The organism is Burkholderia sp. THE68 (assembly GCF_009938265.1).
Lineage (GTDB): Bacteria > Pseudomonadota > Gammaproteobacteria > Burkholderiales > Burkholderiaceae > Caballeronia.
This window is the reverse complement of sequence record NZ_AP022315.1, coordinates 1147047-1171035: the sequence shown is the minus strand read 5'-3', so window position 1 is coordinate 1171035 and position 23989 is coordinate 1147047. Positions and strand designations below refer to the sequence as shown.

At 63.5% G+C, this 23989-nt stretch carries 24 protein-coding genes; 3 read left to right on the top strand and 21 right to left on the bottom strand.

Annotated elements, in window-relative coordinates; translation table 11 throughout:
- Positions 1-10: 10 nt before the first annotated feature.
- From BTHE68_RS05540 to guaB, 7 genes are all read right to left on the bottom strand, one after another.
- The gene (locus tag BTHE68_RS05540; protein WP_232077928.1) at positions 11-1051 is read right to left on the bottom strand and encodes an ABC transporter permease; all 1041 of its coding nucleotides are present in this window, start codon (positions 1049-1051) and stop codon (positions 11-13) included.
- 23 nt (positions 1052-1074) lie between these two features.
- A complete protein-coding gene (locus BTHE68_RS05535; protein ID WP_232077927.1) occupies positions 1075-2643 on the bottom strand; it encodes an ABC transporter substrate-binding protein in 1569 nt (522 codons plus the stop codon).
- Positions 2644-2693: 50 nt separating this feature from the next.
- Positions 2694-3257: a D-alanyl-D-alanine dipeptidase gene (gene ddpX, locus BTHE68_RS05530; protein WP_162065482.1), complete on the bottom strand. Its 564-nt coding sequence runs from the start codon at positions 3255-3257 to the stop codon at positions 2694-2696.
- An 85-nt stretch (positions 3258-3342) separates the two neighbouring features.
- Positions 3343-3894, bottom strand: coding sequence for a 2'-5' RNA ligase family protein (locus BTHE68_RS05525; protein ID WP_162065481.1), 552 nt, complete (start codon positions 3892-3894; stop codon positions 3343-3345).
- A 35-nt stretch (positions 3895-3929) separates the two neighbouring features.
- A complete protein-coding gene (gene guaA / locus BTHE68_RS05520) occupies positions 3930-5513 on the bottom strand; it encodes a glutamine-hydrolyzing GMP synthase (protein WP_162065480.1) in 1584 nt (527 codons plus the stop codon).
- 166 nt (positions 5514-5679) lie between these two features.
- Entirely contained in the window at positions 5680-6489 is an 810-nt protein-coding gene (locus BTHE68_RS05515; protein WP_162065479.1) for a hypothetical protein, read from the bottom strand.
- 15 nt (positions 6490-6504) lie between these two features.
- Positions 6505-7965 (bottom strand): IMP dehydrogenase, encoded by a 1461-nt coding sequence (gene guaB / locus BTHE68_RS05510; RefSeq protein ID WP_061175634.1) that lies wholly within the window; start codon positions 7963-7965, stop codon positions 6505-6507.
- Positions 7966-8167: 202 nt separating this feature from the next.
- Between guaB and BTHE68_RS05505 the strand changes: the two genes are divergently transcribed.
- On the top strand, positions 8168-9148 hold the full coding sequence (locus BTHE68_RS05505; protein WP_162065478.1) for a DMT family transporter: 981 nt from the start codon (positions 8168-8170) through the stop codon (positions 9146-9148).
- Between the two features lie 6 nt (positions 9149-9154).
- Here the strand turns inward: BTHE68_RS05505 and BTHE68_RS05500 are convergent, their stop codons facing one another.
- Complete coding sequence (locus tag BTHE68_RS05500; RefSeq protein ID WP_162065477.1) at positions 9155-9478, bottom strand: RnfH family protein; 324 nt, start codon at positions 9476-9478, stop codon at positions 9155-9157.
- Complete coding sequence (locus tag BTHE68_RS05495) at positions 9475-9912, bottom strand: type II toxin-antitoxin system RatA family toxin (RefSeq protein ID WP_061168572.1); 438 nt, start codon at positions 9910-9912, stop codon at positions 9475-9477. Before BTHE68_RS05495 ends, BTHE68_RS05500 begins: the two co-directional genes overlap by 4 nt.
- 119 nt (positions 9913-10031) lie before the next feature.
- Here BTHE68_RS05495 and smpB point away from each other — a divergent pair, with 119 nt between their 5' ends.
- Positions 10032-10481: an SsrA-binding protein SmpB gene (gene smpB / locus BTHE68_RS05490; protein WP_061175638.1), complete on the top strand. Its 450-nt coding sequence runs from the start codon at positions 10032-10034 to the stop codon at positions 10479-10481.
- A 50-nt stretch (positions 10482-10531) separates the two neighbouring features.
- Here the strand turns inward: smpB and BTHE68_RS05485 are convergent, their stop codons facing one another.
- The 4 genes from BTHE68_RS05485 to BTHE68_RS05470 form a co-directional block, all read right to left on the bottom strand.
- A complete protein-coding gene (locus BTHE68_RS05485) occupies positions 10532-11458 on the bottom strand; it encodes an SPFH domain-containing protein (RefSeq protein ID WP_162065476.1) in 927 nt (308 codons plus the stop codon).
- 30 nt (positions 11459-11488) lie between these two features.
- Complete coding sequence (locus BTHE68_RS05480; RefSeq protein ID WP_162065475.1) at positions 11489-11917, bottom strand: NfeD family protein; 429 nt, start codon at positions 11915-11917, stop codon at positions 11489-11491.
- A gap of 95 nt (positions 11918-12012) precedes the next feature.
- Positions 12013-14430 (bottom strand): phosphoenolpyruvate synthase, encoded by a 2418-nt coding sequence (gene ppsA, locus BTHE68_RS05475; protein WP_162065474.1) that lies wholly within the window; start codon positions 14428-14430, stop codon positions 12013-12015.
- Positions 14431-14490: 60 nt separating this feature from the next.
- Entirely contained in the window at positions 14491-14943 is a 453-nt protein-coding gene (locus tag BTHE68_RS05470; protein WP_162065473.1) for a hypothetical protein, read from the bottom strand.
- Here BTHE68_RS05470 and ppsR point away from each other — a divergent pair.
- A complete protein-coding gene (gene ppsR, locus BTHE68_RS05465; protein ID WP_162065472.1) occupies positions 14924-15742 on the top strand; it encodes a posphoenolpyruvate synthetase regulatory kinase/phosphorylase PpsR in 819 nt (272 codons plus the stop codon). The two genes, BTHE68_RS05470 and ppsR, sit on opposite strands and share 20 nt — an antisense overlap.
- Before the next feature lie 6 nt (positions 15743-15748).
- Here ppsR and BTHE68_RS05460 read toward each other — a convergent pair whose 3' ends face one another.
- The 8 genes from BTHE68_RS05460 to bamA form a co-directional block, all read right to left on the bottom strand.
- Positions 15749-16525 (bottom strand): TrmH family RNA methyltransferase, encoded by a 777-nt coding sequence (locus BTHE68_RS05460; protein WP_162065471.1) that lies wholly within the window; start codon positions 16523-16525, stop codon positions 15749-15751.
- Positions 16526-16543: 18 nt separating this feature from the next.
- Positions 16544-17245 (bottom strand): ribonuclease HII, encoded by a 702-nt coding sequence (gene rnhB / locus BTHE68_RS05455; protein WP_162065470.1) that lies wholly within the window; start codon positions 17243-17245, stop codon positions 16544-16546.
- Complete coding sequence (gene lpxB / locus BTHE68_RS05450; protein WP_162065469.1) at positions 17245-18411, bottom strand: lipid-A-disaccharide synthase; 1167 nt, start codon at positions 18409-18411, stop codon at positions 17245-17247. Before lpxB ends, rnhB begins: the two co-directional genes overlap by 1 nt.
- Before the next feature lie 12 nt (positions 18412-18423).
- On the bottom strand, positions 18424-19212 hold the full coding sequence (lpxA, locus tag BTHE68_RS05445) for an acyl-ACP--UDP-N-acetylglucosamine O-acyltransferase (protein WP_162065468.1): 789 nt from the start codon (positions 19210-19212) through the stop codon (positions 18424-18426).
- Positions 19213-19288: 76 nt separating this feature from the next.
- On the bottom strand, positions 19289-19747 hold the full coding sequence (gene fabZ, locus BTHE68_RS05440) for a 3-hydroxyacyl-ACP dehydratase FabZ (RefSeq protein WP_061175647.1): 459 nt from the start codon (positions 19745-19747) through the stop codon (positions 19289-19291).
- Between the two features lie 147 nt (positions 19748-19894).
- Positions 19895-20983 carry a UDP-3-O-(3-hydroxymyristoyl)glucosamine N-acyltransferase gene (lpxD, locus tag BTHE68_RS05435; protein ID WP_502710571.1) on the bottom strand — a complete coding sequence of 363 codons (1089 nt, stop codon included), beginning with the start codon at positions 20981-20983 and terminating at the stop codon, positions 19895-19897.
- A 16-nt stretch (positions 20984-20999) separates the two neighbouring features.
- Positions 21000-21524, bottom strand: coding sequence for an OmpH/Skp family outer membrane protein (locus BTHE68_RS05430; RefSeq protein ID WP_162065467.1), 525 nt, complete (start codon positions 21522-21524; stop codon positions 21000-21002).
- Positions 21525-21606: 82 nt separating this feature from the next.
- Positions 21607-23919, bottom strand: coding sequence for an outer membrane protein assembly factor BamA (bamA, locus tag BTHE68_RS05425; RefSeq protein ID WP_162065466.1), 2313 nt, complete (start codon positions 23917-23919; stop codon positions 21607-21609).
- Positions 23920-23989 lie beyond the last annotated feature (70 nt).

The window sequence follows — 23989 nt, the reverse complement described above, 5'->3', positions numbered from 1 at the left end:
GTCCTCCATGTCAGCGCGAGCGTGGATCGAACACGCGATAAAGCGCATCGGTCAGCAGATTGAGCGCGATGAACGTCGCGCCGATCACGAGTGTGCTGCCGAGCACGGCGTTCATGTCGGCGTTGAGCAGCGCGCCCGTCAGATACGAGCCGATGCCCGGCCACGCGAACACGATCTCGGTGAGCACCGAGCCTTCGAGCAGATAGCTGTAGGCGAGCGCGATCACCGTCAGGAGCGGCACCGCGATGTTGCCGAACGCGTGCCGCCAGATCACGCGCCGCTCGGGCAGGCCTTTCGCGCGCGCGGTCGTCACGTATTCCTGGCTCAGTTGTTCGAGCATGAACGAGCGCGTCATGCGCGACAGATACGCGATCGAATAGAACGCGAGCACGCCCGCCGGCAGCGCGATATGCGAGAACGCGTTTTTGAACACATCCCATTCGCCGGCCATGATCGAATCGATGAGCAGGCTGCCCGTGCGTGTATCGACCATGCCGTCGTAGACCGGATCGATGCGTCCCGGTCCCGACACCCAGTGCAGCCGCGCATAGAAGAGCAAGAGGCCCATCAGCGCGAGCCAGAACACCGGCACCGAACTGCCCGCGAGCCCGATCACGCGCGCCACGTGATCGACGATGCGGTTGTGCTTCACCGCCGCCGCCACGCCAAGCGGCACGCCGATCGCGACGCCGATGAAGGTCGACAGCGTCGCGAGTTCGAGCGTCGCGGGAAAGACGCGTTTGATATCGTCGATGACCGGGTTGGCCGTCAGCAGCGAGATGCCGAGGTTGCCGTGCAACACGTCGCGCGCGTAGATCAGGAATTGATCGATGAGTGGCTTGTCGAGCCCGAGCCGCAGGCGCGCGGCCGCATACGCGCTCGCGGATGCGCGGTCGCCGAGAATCGCGAGCACGGGATCGATCGGTATCTTGCGGCCGATGAAGAACGTGATCGCGAGCAGGCCCGTGAACGTGATGGCGAGCATCGCGATCCAGCGCGCGAGCGCAAGCGCGATGCGTACGCCGCCGCGCCGCGAACTCGCGGCGCGCATGCGCTCGATCAGCGTGACCGTGCTCACTGCTTCCTGATATTGCGGTACGACACGAGATCGTTGATCGGCCCGACTTCCAGACCGGTCACGCCGGGACGCGCCGCCACCTGCGACACCTTCTGGAACATGATCACGAATGGCGACTTCGCGAGCACTTCGCGCTGCATCTTCTCGTAGAGCTGCGCGCGCTTCTTCGTGTCGCTTTCGGCAAGCGCGGCATCGGTTTCCCTGGTCAGTTGCGGAATGTCCCAGTCGTTGCGCCACGCGAGCATCTTGTAGCTCGACGCATCCGAGTTGTCCGGGTTCCATACGAAGCCCTGCGCGTTGCTGTGCGGATCGATGTAATCCGCCGACCATTCGCCGATATAGATGTCATGCGCCCGCGCGCGATAGCGTCCGAGCGTCTGCTTGTTGTCGCTCGGCATGAGCTGCACCTTGATGTTCGCGAGCGCGAGATTCGCCTGCACCGCCTGCGCGATCTCGCTGTACGGATAGTCGTTGCGCACGTCCATCTTCACCGTGAATCCGTTGGCGAGCCCGGCCTTCGCAAGCAGCGCCTTCGCCTTCGCGACATCCTGGTGATACGGGTTTTCGTTCAGCGCGCCGAGAAAGCCTTCGGGCAGAAACGTTTCGTGGACCTTGTAGGTCGTGCGGATCACGTTCTTCTGGATGCCCTGATAGTCGATCAGCCACTTCATCGCTTCCCAGACTTCCGGCTTCGCGAGATTCGGGTTCTTGTTGTTGAGGCCGAGATACATCAACGTGGCTTGCGGGACGGCGCTCGCCTTGATGACGCCGTTCTTCGAAAGCGTGTCGAGATCGTCCGGGCTCAGATCGCGCGCGACGTCGATATCGCCGTTCTGGATCATCAGGCGCTGGCTCGCCGCCTCGGTCACGTGACGCAGCACGATGCGCTTCATCGCGAGCGGGATGCGGTAGCCCTCGAAGCGCTGCAGCACGATGCTGTCGTTGGCGGTCCACTTCACGAGCTTGTACGCGCCCGAACCGGCCTCGTTGGTCTTGAGCCACTCGTTGCCATAGTCGTTGCCCTTCGCGTGCGATTCGGCGAGCTTGCGATCCACCACCGACGCCGGCCACGAACCGAGCACATTCAGCACGAAGGTCGGCGCGTAACGCCGATCGGTGGTGATCGCGACGGTCGTGTCGTCGATCTTCTTCACGTTCTGCAACGCGTTCGCCTTGGTGAGACCGATGCCCGCGAGCACCGCCGCCGCGCCCTTGTCGAGCAATGCGGTACGCTGGATCGACCACGCGACGTCGTCGGCCGTGAGCGGATTGCCCGAGTGGAACTTGAGGCCCGGGCGGATCTTGAACGTGAACGTGAGACCGTCCTGACTGACGCTCCAGGATTCGGCGACATCGCCATTGAATTTCGACGGGTCTTTCAGATCGACGCGCACCAGCCGGTCGTACGTGTTCGCGACATATTCTTCCGGCACGAGCTCGTAGATTTCGCCGGGGTCGAGCGAGGTGAACTCGTCGAGCAGCGTCGCCATGACGAACATGTCCTTCGGCGTGGCGGCCTGCGCGCTGTGCAAGCCCGTGAATGCCGTCAGCGCCGATGCGAGCATGACCGCTGCCAATGCCTTTTTCATGGGTGGTCGTCCTGTTGTCGTCGGGTTCACAGCAGCCGCAACGGGCCGCTTTCTTCGTTGTCGATCAGAGCAAGTTCGCGCGAGCCTGGCAATTCGTAATGCCACCACTCGCTCTTGATGTGCGTGAAGCCGGCGCCGTGCATCACGCCGAGCAACAGCGTGCGGTTGCGCTGCACATGCTCCGGCAGGCCGAAGTGGAAATGCTCGGATTCGACGACCATCGCGTCGAATCCGGTGCCCATGTCGAGTTCGTTGCCGTCGCGATCGACCAGCGTGAGATCGACTGCCGTGCCGCGGCTATGGTTCGAACCGCGGCCGAGTTCGGCGATGAAGGTCGGGTCAGGCAGGAAGTCCCATAGCACCTTTTGCGCTTGCGGCGGGCGATAGGCGTCGAAGATCCTCAGCGTCGTGCCGATGCTGCGCGCGATATCGACGGCTTTTCGTAATGCCGCTTCGGCGGGTTCCAGCAAGAGACAGTGCTGGGCCTTGTAGATCGGTTTGCCGGTGAAGTTGCGATCGGTCGCGTAGACGAGGTCGATCTGGACATCGTGGGTTTCGGGCGTGATGTGCAGCAGGCGGGATCGCGTCATGGGTTGCATGCGGCTTCGATTTCGATAGACGAACCTTAACGCGTTAGAAAATTTCGCGAAACCCTTTGTCGGATCGTTTCGGCAATCAAAGCCCGAGCGGCCAGCGCGCGAGGACGTCGTAATGCGATTTGCCTAGCACGCTGCGCACGAGCGCAAACTCGCGCGCGGTCCATGTGACGGGCGCGACGGGTTCGCGCGCGATGCGCTGCTCGTCGTAGAGCAAGGTCACGTGGGGCGTGAAGCGCGGATGGCGTTGTGCGGCGTCGAGCGCTTGCTGGAGTGCGGCGAGTGGCCCGGTGACATCGCCCGAGAGAACCAGCGGACGCTTTGAGCGACGGCCGGAGAAGGTTTCGATCCGGTCGAGCGTCACTTCGACGGGTGACAGCGCGATTCGGGAGGCGGCGGCACGCGCTTGCGTGAGCACGTCGGCGGGGAGGCCCGCGAAGGCGCCGAGGTAATGGAGGGTGACGTGAAGGCGGTCGATGGGAATCGGCTTCGCCTTCAGCTTATGCTCGATGCGTAGCCGCGCGGCCAGTTCGGCGATGCGCGTGGCGGCGGGATCGTCGGGGTACAGCGCGAAGAAGAGCGAGTCGGTGATGCGCCCGCTCGGCTCGCGTCCGGACGCAACGTCAGCCATGCGCCCGGCTCGCGCTCAATGTGAAGCGACGGCCATCACTCCCACTCGATCGTCGCAGGCGGCTTGCCCGAGATGTCATACACCACCCGATTGATCCCGCGCACCTCATTGATGATGCGATTGGAAACATGTCCAAGCAACTCATGCGGCAGATGCGCCCAATGTGCCGTCATGAAGTCGAGCGTCTGCACGGCGCGCAGCGCGACGACGTATTCATACGTGCGCCCATCCCCCATCACGCCGACGCTCTTCACCGGCAAGAACACCGCGAACGCCTGACTCGTCAGGTCGTACCACGACTTGCCCGTCTCCTTGTCGATGGTATTGCGCAGCGTCTCGATGAAAATCGCATCCGCGCGGCGCAGCAGATCCGCGAACTCGCGCTTCACCTCACCGAGAATCCGCACGCCCAGTCCCGGCCCCGGGAACGGATGGCGATACACCATTCCAGGCGGCAAACCGAGCTTCACGCCGAGTTCGCGCACTTCGTCCTTGAACAGTTCGCGCAGCGGTTCGAGCAGCTTGAGATTGAGCGTTTCCGGCAAGCCGCCGACGTTATGGTGGCTCTTGATCGTATGCGCGCCCTTCTTGCCCTTGCCCGCCGATTCGATCACGTCCGGATAGATCGTGCCTTGCGCCAGCCATTTGGCATCGGTGAGCTTGTCCGATTCCTTGTGGAATACCTCGACGAACTCCGCGCCGATGATCTTGCGCTTCGCTTCCGGATCGGTCACGCCCGCGAGCTTCTGAAGAAACTCCTCGCTCGCATCGACGTGAATCACCTTCACGCCCAGGTGATCCGCGAAGGTCGACATCACCTGTTCCGCCTCGTTCTGACGCAGCAGACCATGATCGACGAACACGCACGTCAATTGATCGCCGATCGCGCGATGCAACAGCGCCGCCGCCACCGACGAATCCACGCCGCCCGAGAGACCGAGAATCACGTGCTCGCTGCCGACCTGCGCGCGGATCTTCTCCACGGCCTCGTCGATGTAATGGCCCATCTCCCAATCCGCCCGCGCGCCGCACAGTTCCAGCACGAAACGATCGAGCATCGCGCGGCCCTGCACGGTGTGCGTGACTTCCGGATGCCATTGCAGGCCGTAGAAACGGCGGTCGTCGTCGGCCATCGCGGCGATCGGGCACGAGGGCGTCGAAGCCATCAGCTTGAAACCCGTGGGCAGATCGACGACCTTGTCGCCGTGGCTCATCCACACCTTGAGCATCGATTCCGACTTCTCGTTCGTGAAGTCCTCGATGCCTTCCAGAAAGCCCGTGTGATTCAGCGCCTGCACTTCCGCATAGCCGAATTCGCGCACGTTGCCCAGTTCGACCTTGCCGCCGAGCTGGTCGGCCATCGTCTGCATGCCGTAACAGATGCCGAGCACCGGCACGCCGAGATCGAAGACGATCTGCGGAGCGCGCGGCGACTTCGCCTCGGTGACCGAGTTCGGACCGCCCGACAGGATGATGCCCTTCGGCGCGAATTCGCGGATGAAGCTTTCGTCGACATCGTACGGATGGATTTCCGAGTAGACGTGCGACTCGCGGATGCGGCGGGCGATCAGTTGAGTGACTTGGGAGCCGAAATCGAGAATCAGAATTTTGTCGTGCATGGCTGCGGCCAAAGGCTAAGTGAACGAATGATGTCGGTACGGCCGGGGCGCGATCTTGCGCGGCCCGCCGGCCAATAAATCGACGGCCGGCACAAAGGCCGACCGTACGTGTCTTGCGTGCTTCCGCTGCTGCGCTCGCGTGGCGTGCGGCATGCGCTTCGCGTCCTCAACGTGGTACGCGGCCCGCGTCGGGCGCGAGCGGATCGACTCTTCGACCCGTCGCCGGATCGATCTCGCCGCTGATCACGGGCTCGATGCGCTTCCCGGTGACCGGATCGATCGCGCGGCCCGTGACCGGGTCGAGCGTACCGCCCGTGACGGGATCGACCGCGCCGTCCGGATGCGCGCGGATGGCAGCCGGTGCGATCGGCGAAGCGGGATCGAGCGGACGTCCCGACGCATCGATTACGCGCCCCGAAACCGGATCGATGGCCGTCGCTTCGGGCGCGCGGGCTGCGGGTCGCACGGCGGTATCCACAGATGTCGCCGTGGTCGCGCGAATGTCGTCGCGCTTTTGCGCCGCCTTCTTTTCCGCGCGCTGCGCCGATGCCGCGCCGGCCAGCGCCGCGCGCTCGCGCCGACGCACCGCCGACGACAGCCTCACGCTGCCCAGACCGAGCACCAGCAGCACGGCGCCGACCACCGCCGCGCTGATCTGCCCGAAGCCATCGACCTGCGGCGTGTGCAATCCGAGCAGCCAGACCAGTACCACGACGCCCGAAAGCCACTGCACGTGGCCCGATACCCGGGCGGCGCGCGCGGTCAACGCGCCATCGACCGCCGCATGAAACGCGAGCCACGAAAGGCCCATGAGCGCGATGCCGAGCAATTGTCCGGCGAGCGCCGGTTGCACGCGGATCGCATCCAGTTGCAGCGCGCCGTACAGGCCTGCCCACGGCGTCAGCAGAAACAGCAAACCAAACGCCAGAAAAATCAGGGCATTGATGACGAGCACGACCCGCAGCAACGGTTTCATGATCGCTCCGCTTGATCAGTCGACGTGATAGTTGGGCGCTTCCTTCGTGATCTGCACGTCATGCACATGCGACTCTCGCATGCCCGCCGCCGTGATCTGCACGAACTCCGCCTTCTCGTGCATTTCAGCGATGGTGCGGCAGCCGCAATAGCCCATGCTCGCGCGTACGCCGCCGACGATCTGGAACAGGATGGCGTTGACCGAGCCCTTGTAGGCCACACGGCCTTCGATGCCTTCCGGCACGAGCTTGTCGATGTTCGCCGAGTTGTCCTGGAAGTAGCGGTCCGCCGCGCCGTCCTTCATCGCGCCGACCGAGCCCATGCCACGGTACGACTTGTACTGGCGGCCCTGATACAGGAACACGTCGCCCGGCGACTCCTCCGTGCCCGCGAGCATGCTGCCCATCATGACCACGTTCGCGCCCGCCGCGAGCGCCTTGGAGACGTCGCCCGAGAAACGCACGCCGCCGTCCGCGACGACCGGCACGCCGGTGCCGCGCAGCGCTTCCGAGACGTTGGCGATCGCCGTGATCTGCGGCACGCCGACGCCCGCGACGATACGCGTTGTGCAGATCGAGCCCGGGCCGATGCCGACCTTCACCGCGTCCGCGCCGTACTCGACGAGCGACTTCGCCGCCGCCGCCGTCGCGATATTGCCGCCGATGACCTGCACGTGCGGATAGTTCTGTTTGACCCAGCGCACGCGCTCGAGCACGCCCTGGCTGTGTCCGTGCGCGGTATCGACGACGATCACGTCGACGCCCGCCTGCGCGAGCAGATCGACGCGCTCTTCATTGTCCGCGCCGACGCCCACCGCCGCGCCCACGCGCAGCTTGCCGTCCTGGTCCTTGCAGGCGTCCGGGTTCTCGGTCTGCTTGGTGATGTCCTTCACCGTCATCAGGCCGCGCAGTTCGAACGCGTCGTTCACCACCAGCACGCGCTCCAGGCGATGGCCGTGCATCAGCGCCTTCGCCTCGGCCAGCGACGTGCCTTCCTTGACCGTCACGAGACGCTCGCGCGGCGTCATGATGTTGCGCACCGGCTCATCGAGACGTTCTTCGAAACGCAGGTCGCGGTTGGTGACGATGCCGATCAGCTGCGCGCCCTCGACCACCGGAAAGCCCGAAATGCCGTGCTGTTGCGTCAGCGCGATGACGTCGCGCACGCGCATCTGCGGCGGCACGGTGATCGGATCGCGCACGACGCCCGACTCGAAGCGCTTGACTTTCGCGACTTCGCGGGCCTGTTCCTTGGCGGTGAGATTCTTGTGGACGATGCCGATGCCGCCCATCTGCGCCATCGCGATGGCGAGCCGGCCTTCGGTGACCGTGTCCATGGCGGCGGACACGAGGGGCATGTTCAGGGAAATGTTGCGAGTCAGCTGCGATTTCAGGCTGGTGTCGCGCGGAAGAACGCTGGAGAACGCGGGAACGAGGAGCACGTCATCGAACGTGAGTGCTTTCTGGATCAGACGCATGGCAAATCCTATGGGCGCAAAAGCAGATTATACCGATAGTTCCCCGGATTTTCACTGCCCGAACAGCAGCTTAGGCCATTCGACCGCAAAATCCGCGCCGTGCGCGGCACACCGGGGCGGTTGCAGTTTTCGACAAGACGGCCTCCCGGGGTCGCGTGCTACGCTTCGCGCCGTCAAGTGAAATAACGGCGGGAGTCGGGCAATGCAGCGCGGTGTGATGTATGGAATGACGGCGGGCGCGATCTGGGGTTTCATCTTTCTCGCGCCCCGGCTCCTGCCGGATTTTTCGCCGCTGACGCTCTCGATCGGCCGCTATCTGATGTACGGCGCGGTGTCGGTCGCGGTCGCGCTGCCATTCGCCCGGCGCCTCCTGTCCAAGCTCACGCGTGCCGATTTCATCGCGCTGGTGAAGCTCGCGCTCGTCGGCAACCTGCTCTACTACATGCTGCTCGCGAGCGCGGTGCAGCTGGTGGGCGTCGCGCCTTCGTCGCTGATCGTCGGGATTCTGCCCGTGACCGTGACGCTCGCCGGACGGCGCGATCACGGCGCCGTCGACCTCAGGCGGCTCGTCGGGCCTCTGCTGCTGGTGCTGGCGGGCATCGCGTGCATCAATCTCGATGTGTTCAGCGACGTATTTTCATCGACGGGCGGCAGCGAACATGCGACGAGCGTGTTCACGCGCCTGACGGGCCTCGCCTGCGCGCTCGGCGCGCTCGCGTCGTGGACCTGGTACGCGGTCGTCAACGCGCGTTATCTGCAGGCGAACCGCCATTTCGACGGCAACGAGTGGTCGGTGCTGTGGGGCATCGTGACCGGTCTGCTCGGCGTCCTGCTCGGCGCGATCGTGTGGATGCTGCCCGCTGGAACCGTGCAGGCGAGCGTGCCGGCCGCGCGCTGGCAACTCTTCTGGATCGTGTCGTTCGCCCTGGCGACCGGCGGTTCGTGGCTCGGCAACATGCTGTGGAACGCGGCGTCGAAGCGCCTGCCGCTCACGCTCTCAGGGCAGATGATCGTATTCGAAACGCTGTTCGCGCTGCTCTACGCGTTCGTCTACGACGGCCGCTGGCCGCGCACGCCCGAAGTACTCGCAATCGTGCTGTTGCTGGTCGGCGTGATGTGGTCGGTCCGGCAACATTCGCTCGAAGCCGCACCCGCCGCCGCGAAGGAAGCGCCCGCGCACTGATTCAGTTCAGCGCGAATCCTTCGACTGCCACTTGCGCCCTTCGATCGAACCGGCCTTGCGCGCCTTGTCGACGCGGCGCTGGCGCGCGGCCTTCGGGTCCACTTTCAGCGGACGATAGATCTCCACGCGATCGAACTCCGCGAGCGCCGCGTCGAGCGGCTTGACCTTGCCGAACACGCCGACCTTCTGCGTCGTCAGATCGATGTCCCGATGCGCGCGTAAAACGCCGCTCGCCTCGATCGCATCGAGCACCGTCGCGCCGTCGCGCAATTCGACACGCTTCAGAAACGCGCCATCGGGCAGGCCGTAGCAGACATCGATATGCATCATGGCTTCCCGTAGCGCTGGTCCGCGCGCTTCACGAAGGAATCGACGAACGTGTTGGCGATATGGCTGAACACCGGCCCGATGAGCTTTTCCAGAATCACGTTGGAGAACTCGTAGTGCAGCGCGAACTCGATCTTGCACGCGTCCGCGCGCAGCGGCGTGAAGCGCCAGTAGCCGGTGAACTTCTTGAACGGACCGCTCAGGAACTCCATATCGATGTTGGTCGGACGCTTCTGCGTGTTGCGCGTCGCGAAGTGCTGCTTGATGCCCTTGAAGCTGATGTCGATCTTCGCTTCCATGCCGTTTTCGTCCTGGCGGCCGATTTCGACGCCGCCACACCAGGGCAAAAAATTGGGGTAGTCGGCGACATCGGTGACGAGGTCGAACATTTCTTCCGCTGAATGGCGGATCAACACGGTTTTCTGGACGTCTGCCATATAGGGCGCAGCGGTGGCTGGATTGGGCGGCAATGCGCAAGAGAACGCGGCAGGAGTTCGTTTGCCGCGCGGCGCGCTGCTAAAATCGTGATTTTAAACGAGTTGGGCACTTTCCATTCATGAGCATCATCGACAACAGAAAAGCCTTCTTCGATTACTTCATCGAAGAACGCTACGAAGCGGGTCTCGTGCTCGAGGGCTGGGAAGTCAAGGCGCTGCGCGCGGGCCGTGGACAGATCAAGGAAGGTTACGTCGTCATCAAGCAAGGCGAACTGTTTCTGATCGGCACGCATATCAGCCCGCTGCCCGAAGCGTCGAAATTCGCCAATCTCGATCCGGTGCGAACGCGCAAGCTGCTGCTGCATCGCGAGCAGATCGACAAGCTCATCGGCAAGGTCGAGCAGCGCGGGCATACGCTCGTGCCGCTCAACTTCCACTACAAGGAAGGCCGCGTGAAGTGCGAGATCGGCCTGGCGAAGGGCAAGAAGCTGCACGACAAGCGCGAGACCGAGAAGCAACGCGACTGGGAACGTGAACGCGCTCGCCTGATGCGAACGAGCACGCGTTAAATGAAACGGGGCGCCATTGAGCGCCCCGATTGCTTTCTTTCTTGCTTGCGTCAGCCCTTCTTGATGACGCCGCCGCCCTCGCCTCTCACGATGGTCAACGCCGACGCGATCATCGAACTCATATCCGACAGGTTGCCCGGTACGATCAGCGTGTTGCCCGTCTTCGCGATGTTGCCGAATGCGCCGACATACTGCTCCGCGATCTTCAGGTTCACCGCTTCCATGCCACCCGCGGTCTGGATCGCCGTGCCGATTTTCTGGATCGCCTGCGCATTCGCCTCGGCCACCGCGAGAATCGCCGACGCCTCGCCCTGCGCCTGATTGATGGCCGCCTGCCGTTCGCCTTCGGACTTCTGGATCGCGGCCTCGCGCGCGCCGACGGCGAGATTGATCTGCTCCTGCTTGCGCCCTTCCGACGCGGCGATCAGCGCGCGCTTTTCGCGCTCGGCGGTGATCTGCGCCTGCATCGCGTGCAGGATTTCCTTCGGCGGCGTCAGGTCCTTGATCTCGTAGCGCAACACCTTCACGCCCCAGTTCGACGCGGCTTCGTCGAGCGCATTGACGATGCTCTGGTTGATGTAGTCGCGCTCCTCGAAAGTCTTGTCGAGCTCCAGCTTGCCGATGACCGAACGCAGCGTGGTCTGCGACAACTGGGTGATCGCGAACACGAAGTTGCTCGAACCGTATGACGCCTTCATCGCGTCGGTGACCTGGAAGTACAGCACGCCATCGACCTGCAACTGCGTGTTGTCACGCGTGATGCAGACCTGGCTCGGCACTTCGAGCGGAATTTCCTTCAGCATGTGCTTGTACGCGATGCGATCGATGAACGGCAGCACGATGTTGAGGCCCGGCGTGAGCGTCGCGTGATAGCGGCCGAAGCGTTCCAGCACCCAGGCATGCTGCTGAGGAACGATCTTGACCGTGTTCACCACGATCACGATGGCGATGATGAGCACGATGAGCGCGAAATACATTGTGTAACTCCTTTTTATTGGGCGAGCTTGCTAGCGCTTGGCCGCGACGATCAGCCGGTTGCCGTCAAGCGCAGTGATGCGGTAAAACCGCGCGCCTTCGGTTTCGCCCGGCGCGAGCTCGACGTCCCACTGCGCGCCGCGATACATTGCGCGCGCGTGGCCATCGCGCCATTGATCCACTTCCAGCGTAGCGCCGATATCGAGATTCACGGCTGCATCGCGCGAGGCGTCGCGCCGCTTCCAGCTGCCGAAGCGCGAGCGGCGCAGCGCGGCCACGGCGATCAGCGCGAAGACCGCCGCCGCGCCCATCTGCACATGCGGCAACGCGCCGAACACATTAGCGATGCCGCCCGCGATCATGCCCAGCGCGATCATGAGCAGATAGAACGTGCCGGTGAACAGCTCCGCGACGATCAGCGCGCCCGCCGCGACCCACCAAATCAATCCACTCGTCAACATCGCCGGTCTCCAAACGAAAACACCCCGGAGAAGTCCGGGGTGTTTTTATAGCACGCTCGCGCCTTTCCGAAAGCATCCGGAAAGGCTCTGTCGACTTATTTTGACAACGTCTTCGCCAGTTGCTGCCAAGTGTCGATGATCGTGTCCGGATTCAGCGACATCGATTCGATGCCCTTCTTCGCGAGCCACTCGGCCAGATCCGGATGATCCGACGGCCCTTGACCGCAAATACCAACGTACTTGTTCAACCTGAGACACGCTTCGATCGCGCGCTCCAGCATGAACTTCACCGCTTCGTCGCGCTCGTCGAAGTCCGCCGCGAGCAGTTCCATGCCCGAGTCGCGGTCGAGGCCGAGCGTCAATTGCGTCAGATCGTTCGAGCCGATCGAGAAGCCGTCGAAGCGCTCCAGGAACTGCTCGGCGAGAATCGCGTTGGACGGCACCTCGCACATCATCACGAGCTTGAGATCGTTCTTGCCGCGCTCGAGGCCGAACTTCTTCAGCAGCTCGACGACGCGATCCGCCTGCTTCAGCGTACGCACGAACGGCACCATGATCTGCACGTTGTCCAGACCCATTTCCTCGCGCACCTTCTTCAGCGCGATGCATTCCATGTGGAACGCCTCGGCGAAGTCTTCCGCGATATAGCGCGACGCGCCGCGGAAACCGAGCATCGGATTCTCTTCGTCCGGCTCGTAACGCGAACCGCCGATCAGCTTCTTGTACTCGTTCGACTTGAAGTCCGACAGACGCACGATCACGGGCTTCGGATAAAACGCCGCCGCGATCGTGGCGATGCCTTCGGTCAGCTTGTCGACATAGAAGGCACGCGGCGACGCATGACCGCGCGCGACGCTCTCGACCGCCTTCTTCAGATCGGCGTCGATGTTCGGGTACTCCAGAATCGCCTTCGGATGCACGCCGATGTTGTTGTTGATGATGAATTCCAGCCGCGCCAGACCCACGCCCTCGTTCGGCAACTGCGCGAAGTCGAACGCGAGTTGCGGATTGCCGACGTTCATCATGATCTTGACCGGAATCTTAGGCAGCTCGCCGCGCTGCACTTCGGTCACTTCGGTTTCGAGCAGGCCGTCGTAGATCTTGCCTTCGTCGCCTTCCGCGCACGACACCGTGACGAGCGCGCCTTCCTTCAGGATGTCGGTGGCGTCGCCGCAGCCGACCACCGCTGGCACGCCCAGCTCACGCGCGATGATCGCCGCGTGGCAGGTGCGCCCGCCGCGATTCGTCACGATGGCCGATGCGCGCTTCATCACCGGTTCCCAGTTCGGGTCGGTCATGTCGGCGACGAGCACGTCGCCCGGCTGCACGCGCTCCATTTCCGACGGATCGTGAATCACGCGCACGGGACCCGCGCCGATCTTCTGGCCGATCGCGCGGCCGGTCGCCAGCACGTTCGACTGACCCTTGAGCTTGAAGCGCATCTCGGCCTTGCCGGCCGCCTGGCTCTTCACCGTTTCGGGACGCGCCTGAAGAATGAAGATCTTGCCGTCGCGGCCGTCCTTGCCCCACTCGATGTCCATCGGACGCTCGTAGTGTTTCTCGATGATCACCGCGTATTTCGCCAGCTCGATCACGTCGTCGTCGGTGATCGAGAAGCGGTTGCGCTGCTCGTGCGGCACGTCGACGGTCTTCACGCGGCCCGGCTCGCCCGGCTTCGTGAACTCCATCTTGACGAGCTTCGAGCCGATCGAGCGGCGGATGATCGGGTACTTGCCCTGTTCGAGCGTGGTCTTGAAGACGTGGAACTCGTCCGGATTCACCGCGCCCTGCACGACGGTTTCGCCGAGACCGTAGCTCGACGTGATGAACACGGTTTCCTTGAAGCCCGATTCCGTGTCGATGGTGAACATCACGCCCGCCGCGCCCACGTCCGAGCGCACCATGCGCTGCACGCCCGCCGACAACGCGACTTCGGCATGCGTGAAGCCCTTGTGGACACGATACGAGATGGCGCGATCGTTGTAGAGCGACGCGAACACGTGCTTCATGCGATCGAGGACGTCCTCGATGCCGACCACGTTCAGATAGCTTTCCTGCTGACCCGCGAACGACGCGTCCGGCAAGTCCTCTGCGGTCGCGGACGAACGCACGGCGAACGATAGCTCTTCGGGCGAGCTGTTCTGGAGCACTTCGAAGCCGCGGCGGATTTCGTCTTCGAGGCGCGGCTGCATCGGCGCGTCGATGATCCACTGACGGATTTCCTTGCCGGCTTCGGCGAGCGACTTGACGTCGTCGACGTCGAGCGTTTCGAGACGCTTGGCGATGCGCTCGGTCAGTTCGTTGTGCTGGAGGAAGTCGCGAAAGGCGAGCGCGGTCGTGGCGAAGCCCGTCGGCACGCGAACGCCGGCTTCGGAAAGCTGGCTGATCATCTCGCCGAGCGACGCATTCTTGCCACCGACGATTTCCACGTCGGTCATTCGCAACTGCTCGAATGGAACTACATACGCCTGATCCTTTGCGACGTCTTTCGCAACATTGACTGCGTTAGTCATACAAGCCCCTAAGGTGGATGGAATTCACGATCGCACGAGTGGGCTCATATGCGGCGGCGCTCATTGGAAGCGCCGGCGCATCTCGTACAACCTGTTTGATAAACCATCGGGGGGTGCATCGCCGGAGCCGGCGCGCGTTGCAAAAAGAGGCGGGACGTCTGAAATCTGCTCGAAACCGTGGGTTTTTGCTGCCAAAACCGACGAACCGACCGCGATTTGACGAAAATCCGAATCAATTTGTCCGCAATTGCTTATCGAACAGGTTGCCGCTATTCTACCGTGCCGATTCTCAATTTTGGTTCGGCAGAGACAGTAATTCCACGGCAAAATCGAGGTCTTTCGCGCCGCCCGGTTCGCCGGCGCACACCGCAGGGCAACCAATGTAACACAGGCGCTCGGGTCCGCCGTGCCTCGCTTTTCCATGGCGCTGTCCGCGCGTGATACCGTTTGAGCGTACCCGCCCCAACTCGTTCCCCATTTGGTCTTTTCGCCAATGCCGCCTTCCGTATTCATCGTTTCCGACGGGACCGGGATCACTGCCGAAACCTTCGCGCATTCGATCCTCGCCCAGTTCGATCAAAAATTCCGGCTCGTGCGCGTGCCGTTCGTCGATTCGATCGACAAGGCGCTCGCGACCGTCGAGAAGATCAACGAGGTCGTCACGCTCGACGGGCGGCGCCCCATCGTGTTCACGACGCTCGTCGACAGCGCGTCGAACGAAGTCGTCAAGGGCTGCAATGCGCTCGTGCTCGACATGTTCCAGACCTTCATCGAGCCGCTCGAACACGAATTCGAGATGAAGTCGACGCACGCGATGGGCCGCGTCCACCAGAACGCGGACACCGAGGAATACAAGAATCGCATCGAGGCGATCAACTTTTCGCTCGCCCACGACGACGGCCAGTCCAACCGCAATCTCGCCGATGCCGACGTCATTCTGGTCGGCGTGTCGCGCAGCGGCAAGACGCCGACGAGCCTTTACCTCGCAATGCAATACGGCGTGAAGGCCGCGAACTATCCGTTGATTCCCGAGGATTTCGAACGCGGCAAGCTGCCCACGCCGCTGCTCGAGCACCGCGCGAAGATGTTCGGTCTGTCGATCGATCCGCAGCGGCTTGCCGAGATCCGCAACGAGCGCCGCCCGGGCAGCAAGTATGCGGCGCTGGAGAATTGCCGCTACGAGATCAACGAAGCGGAAATGATGATGAAGCGCGAGGGCGTCAAGTGGCTCTCGTCGACGCACAAGTCGATCGAGGAAATCGCCACGACGATCCTGCAGGAAATCAAGCCGGAACGGCCTTCCTACTATTGATTCGCGTCAGCGCTGCTGGCGGCACTGCTCGAAAAGACAGATCGCCGCCGCGGCCGCCACGTTCAGCGACTCCATCCCGCCCGGCTGCGGAATGGTCACGCGATGCGTCACGGCATCGCGCCAGATCTGCGACACGCCCGCGCCTTCGTTGCCGAACACCCACGCAAGCGCGCCCGACAGATTGCAATCGTAGAGCGCGACCGCGCCGTGCGAATCGGTGATCGTCACGGGCGCATCCAGCCGCGCGATCAGATCCGCGCAGTCCACGTCTTCGAAAATATCCAGCAGGAAGTGCGCGCCCATGCCCGAGCGCAGCACTTTCGATGACCACGCGTACGCCGTGCCCGGCGCGCAGAACACACGCGTGATGCCCGCCGCTGCCGCACTGCGCAGGATCGAGCCGACATTGCCCGCGTCTTGAACGCCGTCGAGAATCACGCAGGTTTCGGCAATGCGCGCGGGCAGCTCCGCATCGAGCTTTTCGACGAGCAGCAACATTCCCACGCCGTGCACGACGCTCGAAAGCTGTCCGAAGAGCGCATCGGGCAACACCACAACGCGTCTTTCCTCGATACGCGCGACGATATCGCGCGCTTCTGCATGTATCAGCGCGCCCTCGGTCACAACGCACGTCTCGGGCTGTCCGGCCGCGTCGAGATAAGCGGACGCGAGATGCAGGCCTTCGAGCAGCGCGTGGCCGCTGCGGCGCTGCTGCGCGGTCGAGCCGGCAAGCGCCTTGATGCGCTTGTAGAGCGGGTTGTCCCGCGAAGTGATGGATTTCACGTTGAATTGAGTGCCGCTTTAGAAAGCGCGCGCGTCCGGGTCGTCCGCGAATGTCGAAGCGGCCTGAAGCACTTCAGGCGCGATCTCGGGCAACACCGAGCCGAACAGCATGTGCGCCTCGCGCACCGGCGCGAACGAACGCCGATGATGCTCGCACGGCCCATGCTCGCGCAGCGCCTTCAGATGCTGCGGCGTGCCGTAGCCGGAATGCGCGTCGAAGCCGTACACCGGAAACGTTTCGTGAAGCTCGACCAGCATGCGATCGCGCGTGACTTTCGCGAGTATCGACGCCGCCGAAATCTGTTTGACGAGCGCGTCGCCGCCGATGATGGCTTCCGCGCGGATCGACAGCACCGGACAGCGGTTGCCATCGACCTTGACGAGCGTCGGCGCAACCGAAAGCCCTTCCACCGCGCGCTTCATCGCGAGCATGGACGCGTGCAGGATGTTGATGGTGTCGATTTCCTCGACGCTCGCCGACGCGACGCAATACGCGAGCGCACGATCGACGATCTTCTCGTAGAGCTCTTCCCGCCTCTTCGCGCTCAGCGCCTTCGAATCGTCGAGGCCGTTGATGCGCGGCCTGTCGGGATCGAAGATCACGGCCGCGGCGACGACCGGACCGGCCAGCGGACCGCGCCCGGCCTCATCCACGCCGCAAATGATGTCGAACGGCGAGCTGAAATCGAGTCCCGCCTGAGCCGATCGTCTTGCCGCCATTATCGCGGCCTCCGCGTGTCGAGCACCCGCGCGACCGCCTCCGCCGCCTTGTGCGACGTGTTCTGGCGCAACGCGATGTGCATGTCGGTGAAGATTTCCGTCAGGGTACGGCGGTTGGCTTCGTCGTTCAACTGTTTCAGCGTTGCGTCGGCGAGCGCTTCGGGCGTCGCGAAGTGCTGAAGGATTTCCGGCACGACGAAACGGCCCGCCAGAATGTTCGGCAAGCCGACATACGGCAGATAACCCTGCCGCTTCATGATCTGTCCCGTCAGCCAAGGCACCTTGTACGAGATGACCATCGGCTTCTTGAGCAGCGCGGCTTCGAGTGTCACCGTGCCGCTTTTCACGAGAATCGCGTCGGCGGCGGTCATCGCGGTCTGCGCGCGGCCGTCGGTAATCGTGAGCGACAGCTGCGGATGCGCGTCCACGAGCGGCTGCAACAGTTCGCGCAATGCCGGGTTTGCCGCAGGCATCAGGAAGCGAACGCCGGGCTCGCGAAGCTGCATCAGCTCCATCGCGTCGAAGAAGGTCGGGCCGATCAGCGAAATTTCCGAGCGGCGGCTGCCCGGCAGCACGGCGATCACCGGTCCGCCTTCCGCGATACCGAGTTCGCGGCGCGCGCCCATGACGTCGGGTTCGAGCGGGATTTCGTCGGCGAGCGGATGCCCGACGTAACTCGCCGCCACGCCCGACTTCTCCATCAGCGCGATCTCGAACGGAAACACGCACAGCATGTGATCGACCGCTTTCACGATCTTCTTGATGCGTCCGCCGCGCCAGGCCCAGATCGACGGACACACGAAATGCACGGTCGGAATGCCCGCTTCGCGCAGCGGCTGCTCGAGGCCGAAATTGAAATCGGGCGCGTCCACGCCGATGAACACCGACGGCGGCTCGGCAAGCAACTGCCGCTTGATCTCGTTGCGGATGCCGAGAATCTCGGGGATATGCTTCAGCGCTTCGACATAGCCGCGCACGGTCAGCTTGTCCATCGGCCAGTGCGCTTCGAAGCCTTCAGCTTTCATGCGCGGGCCGCCGATGCCGCTATAGCGCGTGCCTTCCGGCAGCGTATTTCTCAGGCCCTTGAGCAGCGAAGCCGCGAGCAGGTCGCCGGAAGGCTCGCCCGCGACCATCGCGATGCGTGGCGGGTTGGTGATCAGGGTCATCAGGCGGCGGGGCTAGCGAATGATGCCGCGCTGCGACGCCGCGATGAAGTCGGAGAAAGCCTTGACGGGCGCATCGCCCTCGCCGCCTGCCGTGCTCAGTTCCTTCAGTTGCACTTTCGCTTCTTCGAGCGAAAGCCCGCTCTTGTAGACGATCCGATACGCCGAGCGCAACGCCGAAATGGCGTCGGGCGTGAAGCCGCGGCGGCGCAGACCTTCGACATTGATGCCGTGCGGCTCCGCCTTGTTGCCGGCCGCGATGACGAACGGCGGCACGTCCTGCACGAGCGCCGAGGCGCCGCCCAGCATCGAATGCGCGCCGATGCGTACGAACTGATGCACGCCCGACATCCCGCCGACGATCGCGTGATCGCCGACGATCACGTGCCCGGCCAGTTGCGCGTTGCTCGACATGATGACGTTGTCGCCGAGACGGCAGTCATGACCGACGTGCACGTACGCCATGATCCAGCAGTCGCTGCCGATGGAGGTCAGGCCCTGATCCTGCGCCGTGCCCGTGTGCAGCGTCGTGAATTCGCGGATGGTGTTGCGGTCGCCGATTTCGAGACGCGTCGGCTCGCCCTTGTACTTCATATCCTGCGGACGGCCGCCGATCGACGCGTAGTGGCCGATGCGGTTGTCCTGGCCGATCGTCGTGTGGCCTTCGATCACGCTGTGCGAGCCGACAGTCGTGCCCGCGCCGATCACGACGTGCGAACCGACGATCGCGTACGGTCCGATTTCGACGGACTCGTCGAGCTGAGCGCCCGGCTCGACGATCGCGGTTGGGTGAATCTTGCTCATGCGCTTTTCGCCTATGCTGTTCGTGCTGCTTGTTTCGATGAACGCGGATGGACGCGGAGCGGACGCAAATGCGCGCTCAGGCGTCCGTGGTCTTGACGGTACACATGAGCTCGGCTTCGGCGGCCGTCGCGCCGTCGACTTCGGCGCGCGCCTTGAACTTCCAGATGCCCCGCATGTACCGCTCGAAGTGAACGTTGAGGATCAGCTGATCGCCCGGCTCCACCACGCGCTTGAAGCGCGCACCGTCGATGCCGACGAAGTAGTAGAGCGTATTGCCCGGATCGTGCGGCTCTTCCGCGAAGGTCAGCAACGCGGCCGTCTGCGCGAGCGCTTCCAGGATCAGCACGCCCGGCATGACCGGCCGTGTCGGGAAGTGGCCCTGAAAATACGGCTCGTTGATCGTCACGTTCTTCAACGCTTTGATGCTCTTGTGCGGCTCGAGTTCGAGCACGCGATCCACGAGCAGGATCGGATAGCGATGCGGCAGCAGCGTGAGGATCTTGTGGATATCGAGATTGATTTTTTCTGTGCTCATGGTCGTTCTGCTCACGCGCGTGTCGGGCGCGGAAATTGGATGGCGGGCCGTCTGCGACGCCCGCCCGGGATTGCTTGTCTCTTGGGCGGTTCCGACCGGCCCACGCCTGATTCTGCTTCGGCGCTTCGTCTGACCGACGCGCCTGGCTTATGCGCCGCCTTTGCCTGCGTCCGTCAGCGCTGATTCCAGCGCCTTGATGCGCTCGCGCATCTTGTCCAGATTGCGCATGATCGCCGCGCTTTTGTTCCAGTCGCCATGCGGCACGGCCGGAAACGCGCTCGTGTACATGCCGGGCTTCAGCAGCGACTTCGAGACGCCTGACTGCGCCGTCACGATCACGTAGTCCGCGAGCGTCACATGGCCCGCGATGCCCACCGCGCCGCCGATCATGCAATGCTTGCCGATGCTCGTGCTGCCCGCGATGCCCGCGCAACCGGCGATCACCGTGTACGCGCCGATGCGGCAGTTATGGCCGATCTGCACCAGATTGTCGATCTTCACGCATTCTTCGATGACGGTGTCCGCCATCGCGCCGCGATCGATCGTCGTGTTCGCACCGATTTCGACGTCAGCGGCGATATCGACTGCGCCGACCTGCGGAATCTTCACCCAGCTTCCGGTGCGCGCGTCGCCTTCGCCGACGAAATCCGGCGCGAAGCCGAAGCCATCCGCGCCGATCACCGCGCCCGCGTGCACGATCACGCGCACGCCGAGCTTGCAGCCGTGATAGACGGTGACATTGGGATACAGATGCACGTCGTCGCCGAGCTTTACGCCGCGGCCGATGACCACGCCCGCGTCCAGCTTCACGCGCTCGCCGATCACCGCGCCCGCCTCGACCGTCACATGAGGGCCGATCACGGCACTCGCCGCGACCTTTGCGTCGGGATCGATCGTCGCGCTCGGATGCACGCCCGGCGTGGCTTTGGGCGTTGCCAGATCGATGAACGCCTGCGCCACGCGCGCGAAATACGCGTAAGGATTCGGCGTGACGATGAAGTTGCTGCCCGCGCGATTCGTCACCTTCTCGAGATCGGCGGGAGAGATCAATACCGCGCCGGCGCGCGTCGTTTCCACCTGCGGCAGATACTTCTGATTCGCGAGAAACGCGAGCTGCCCGGGGCCGGCCTTGTCGAGCGGCGCGAGACTTCCGACTGCGTGCGCGCCCTCGCCGACCACCTCGCCACCGAAGCGCTTCACCAGCTCGTCGAGCGTGATCGTCATGCCTGATGCCATCTCGTCTCAGTCCTCGTCAGTTCGAGCTCGAACCCGTGCCAGCCGAACTCGCGGCCAGCGCCTTCAGCACCTGATCCGTAATGTCGATGCGCGGGCTCACGTACACCGCTTCCTGCACGATCAGGTCGTAGTGCTGCTGTTCCGCGATCTGCTTGATCACCTTGTTCGCCCGGTCCAGCACCGCCGCGAGTTCCTCGTTGCGGCGCTGATTCAGGTCTTCGCGGAATTCGCGCTGCTTGCGCTGGAAATCGGCGTCGAGCTGCGCGAGGTCGCGCTGACGCGCGGCGCGATCGGTCGGCGCCAGCGAGGCGCCGCTCTTGTCGATATTGTCCGACATCGACTTCAGGCGCTGCGCCATGTCCTGCAGCGCCTTGTCACGCTTGGAGAACTCCTGCTCGAGCTTCGACTGCGCAGCCTTCGCCGCAGCCGATTCGCGCAGGATGCGGTCCGAATTGACCGCAGCGATGCGCGCTTCCTGAGCACTGGCGGACATCGCCGTGCCCAGGCCGAGAACCATCGACAACGCAAGCGCCAGCGCCATATGTTTCGAATGCTTACCGGTTCCCAAAGTGTTCCTCACGTTACGTCTGATTGAATGAAGTTCGCGTTCGTCGGCATGCCGTTTAGAAAGCCGTACCGATCTGGAACTGGAACTTCTGATACTGGTCGCCTTCGTGCTTCTGCAGCGGGAAGCCCAGGCTCAGCTTGAGCGGGCCGATCGGCGAGATCCACGCGAGACCCACACCGTAGCCGTAGCGCAGGCCGTTCGCGCCGGAGCTCGTGCCGCCCTGGTTCGGGTCGCCCCAGACGTTACCGGCATCGAGGAAGGTGAAGACGCGCAGCGTGCGGTCATAACCCGTGCCCGGCAGCGGGAACGTCAGTTCGATATTGCCGACCGCCATGCGCGAGCCGCCGATCGGATCGTTCGTCTTCGAGTCGCGCGGACCCAGCGAGCTCGGCGAGTAGCCGCGCACCGAACCGATACCACCCGCGTAGTAGTTCTTGAAGATCGGGTACGTCTGGCCTTGCAGGCCCTTGCCGTAGCCGCCCTGCAGGTTGAAGCCGAGCACGAAACCGCGCGCGAACGAATAGTAATACTGGAACTGCGCGTCGAACTTCGCGTAGGTCGTGTTGCCGAGCGGCGTGCCGTATTCCGCGTTCGACTGGACGTAATAACCGCGGCTCGGAACCAGCGCGCTGTCGCGATTGTCGCGCGACCAGCCGACCGTCAGCGGATAGTTGTTCACCACGCGGCCGAACTCGTTCACGTAGTTCTGGTAGGACTGCGGCGTGGCCGAGTCCAGATCCATCGTGTTCTGCTCGGCGCCGACGCCGAAGAACACCGTGTCCTGCTCGGAGAACGGGATGCCGAACTTGGTGTCCGCACCCATCGTGATGATCTTGAAGCTCGAATCGGTCGAGTAGTACAGCGGCTGGTACGTGCGGTAGTACGCGTCGGTGATGCGCTTGATGCCGTCGATCGTGAAGTACGGATCGACCTGCGTCACCGTCAGCGTGCGGTACGTCTTCGCCGTGTTCACGTTGACCGCGAGACTCGTGCCGGAACCGAACACGTTGTCCTGCGACACGCCCGCGGAGAGCACCACCTTGTCCGTCGACGAGAAGCCCGCGCCCAGCGTAATCGCGCCGGTCGGCTTTTCGGCAACCTTCACGTCGACGTCGACCTGGTCGTTCGTGCCTTCGACCGGCGTCGTGGTGACGTCGACGTCGGTGAAGTAGCCCAGACGGTTGATCCGGTCCTTCGACAGCCCGAGGCGGCTCGAATCGAACCACGAGCTTTCGAGCTGGCGCATTTCGCGGCGCACCACTTCGTCGCGCGTGCGCGTATTGCCGACGATGTTCACGCGCCGCACATACACGCGGCGGCTCGGATCGACCTGCAACGTCAGCGCCACAGTGTGGTCCGCCTGATCGATGGCCGGCTGCGCGTTGACCTGCGCGAACGCGTAGCCGTATTCGCCGAGCTTGTCGACGATCGCCTTGGTCGTCGCCTGCAGCTTCTCGGCCGAGAAGCGCTCGCCCGGTTTGATCTTGATGAGCTTGTTGAGCTCCGCCTCGCGATCGAGCAGGTTGCCCGACAGCTTGATGCTGCTGATCTTGTACGGCTCGCCTTCATGCACGGCGATCGTCAGATACATGTCCTTCTTGTCCGGCGAGATCGACACCTGCGTGGAATCGATGCTGAACTCGAGGTAGCCGCGGTTCAGGTAGTACGAGCGCACGTTCTCGAGGTCGCCCGTCAGCTTTTCCTTCGCGTAGAGATCGCTCTTCGTGTACCAGGAGAACCAGTTCGGCGTGGAGAGCTGCATTTCGCTCAGCAGCGTGCCCGAACTCACCGCTTTGTTGCCGACGAAATTGATCTGGCGGATCTTCGCGCTCGGGCCTTCGGCCACCGAGAACAGGATCGCGACGCGGTTGCGGTCCACCGGCGTCACCGTCGTGGTGACTTCCGCCGCGTAGTAGCCGCGCGTCAGGTACTGGCGCTTGAGCTCCTGCTCCGCCTTGTCGACCAGCGCCTTGTCGTACGAGCGGCCTTGCGAGAGGCCGACCGAGCGCAGCGCCTTCGTGAGATTGTCCTTGTCGAACTCGTGCAGGCCCGCGAAGTCGATGGCCGAGATGGCCGGGCGCTCCTGCACCTGCACGATCACCACGTTGCCTTCGGTAGCGATCTGAACGTCGTTGAAGAAGCCCGTCGCGTAGAGCGCGCGAATCGCTTCGGAGGCCTTGTCGTCGGTGAAGGTGTCGCCTTGCTTGATCGGCAGATAAGCGAAGACGGAGCCCGGTTCGATCCGTTGGAGACCGTCGATCCGAATATCCTGCACGACGAACGGCGTGGTGGCGTGCGCCGCCATGCCCGTTGCGGCGAGCGCCGCGGCCACAGCCGTCTTAGGAACAAAGCGATGAGGTTTGAACAACGTGCTTCCCCAGTATTTAAAGCTGCATTCGTTCCGGCGGTCGCTCGAGAGACGCCGCCAGAAATTGTCA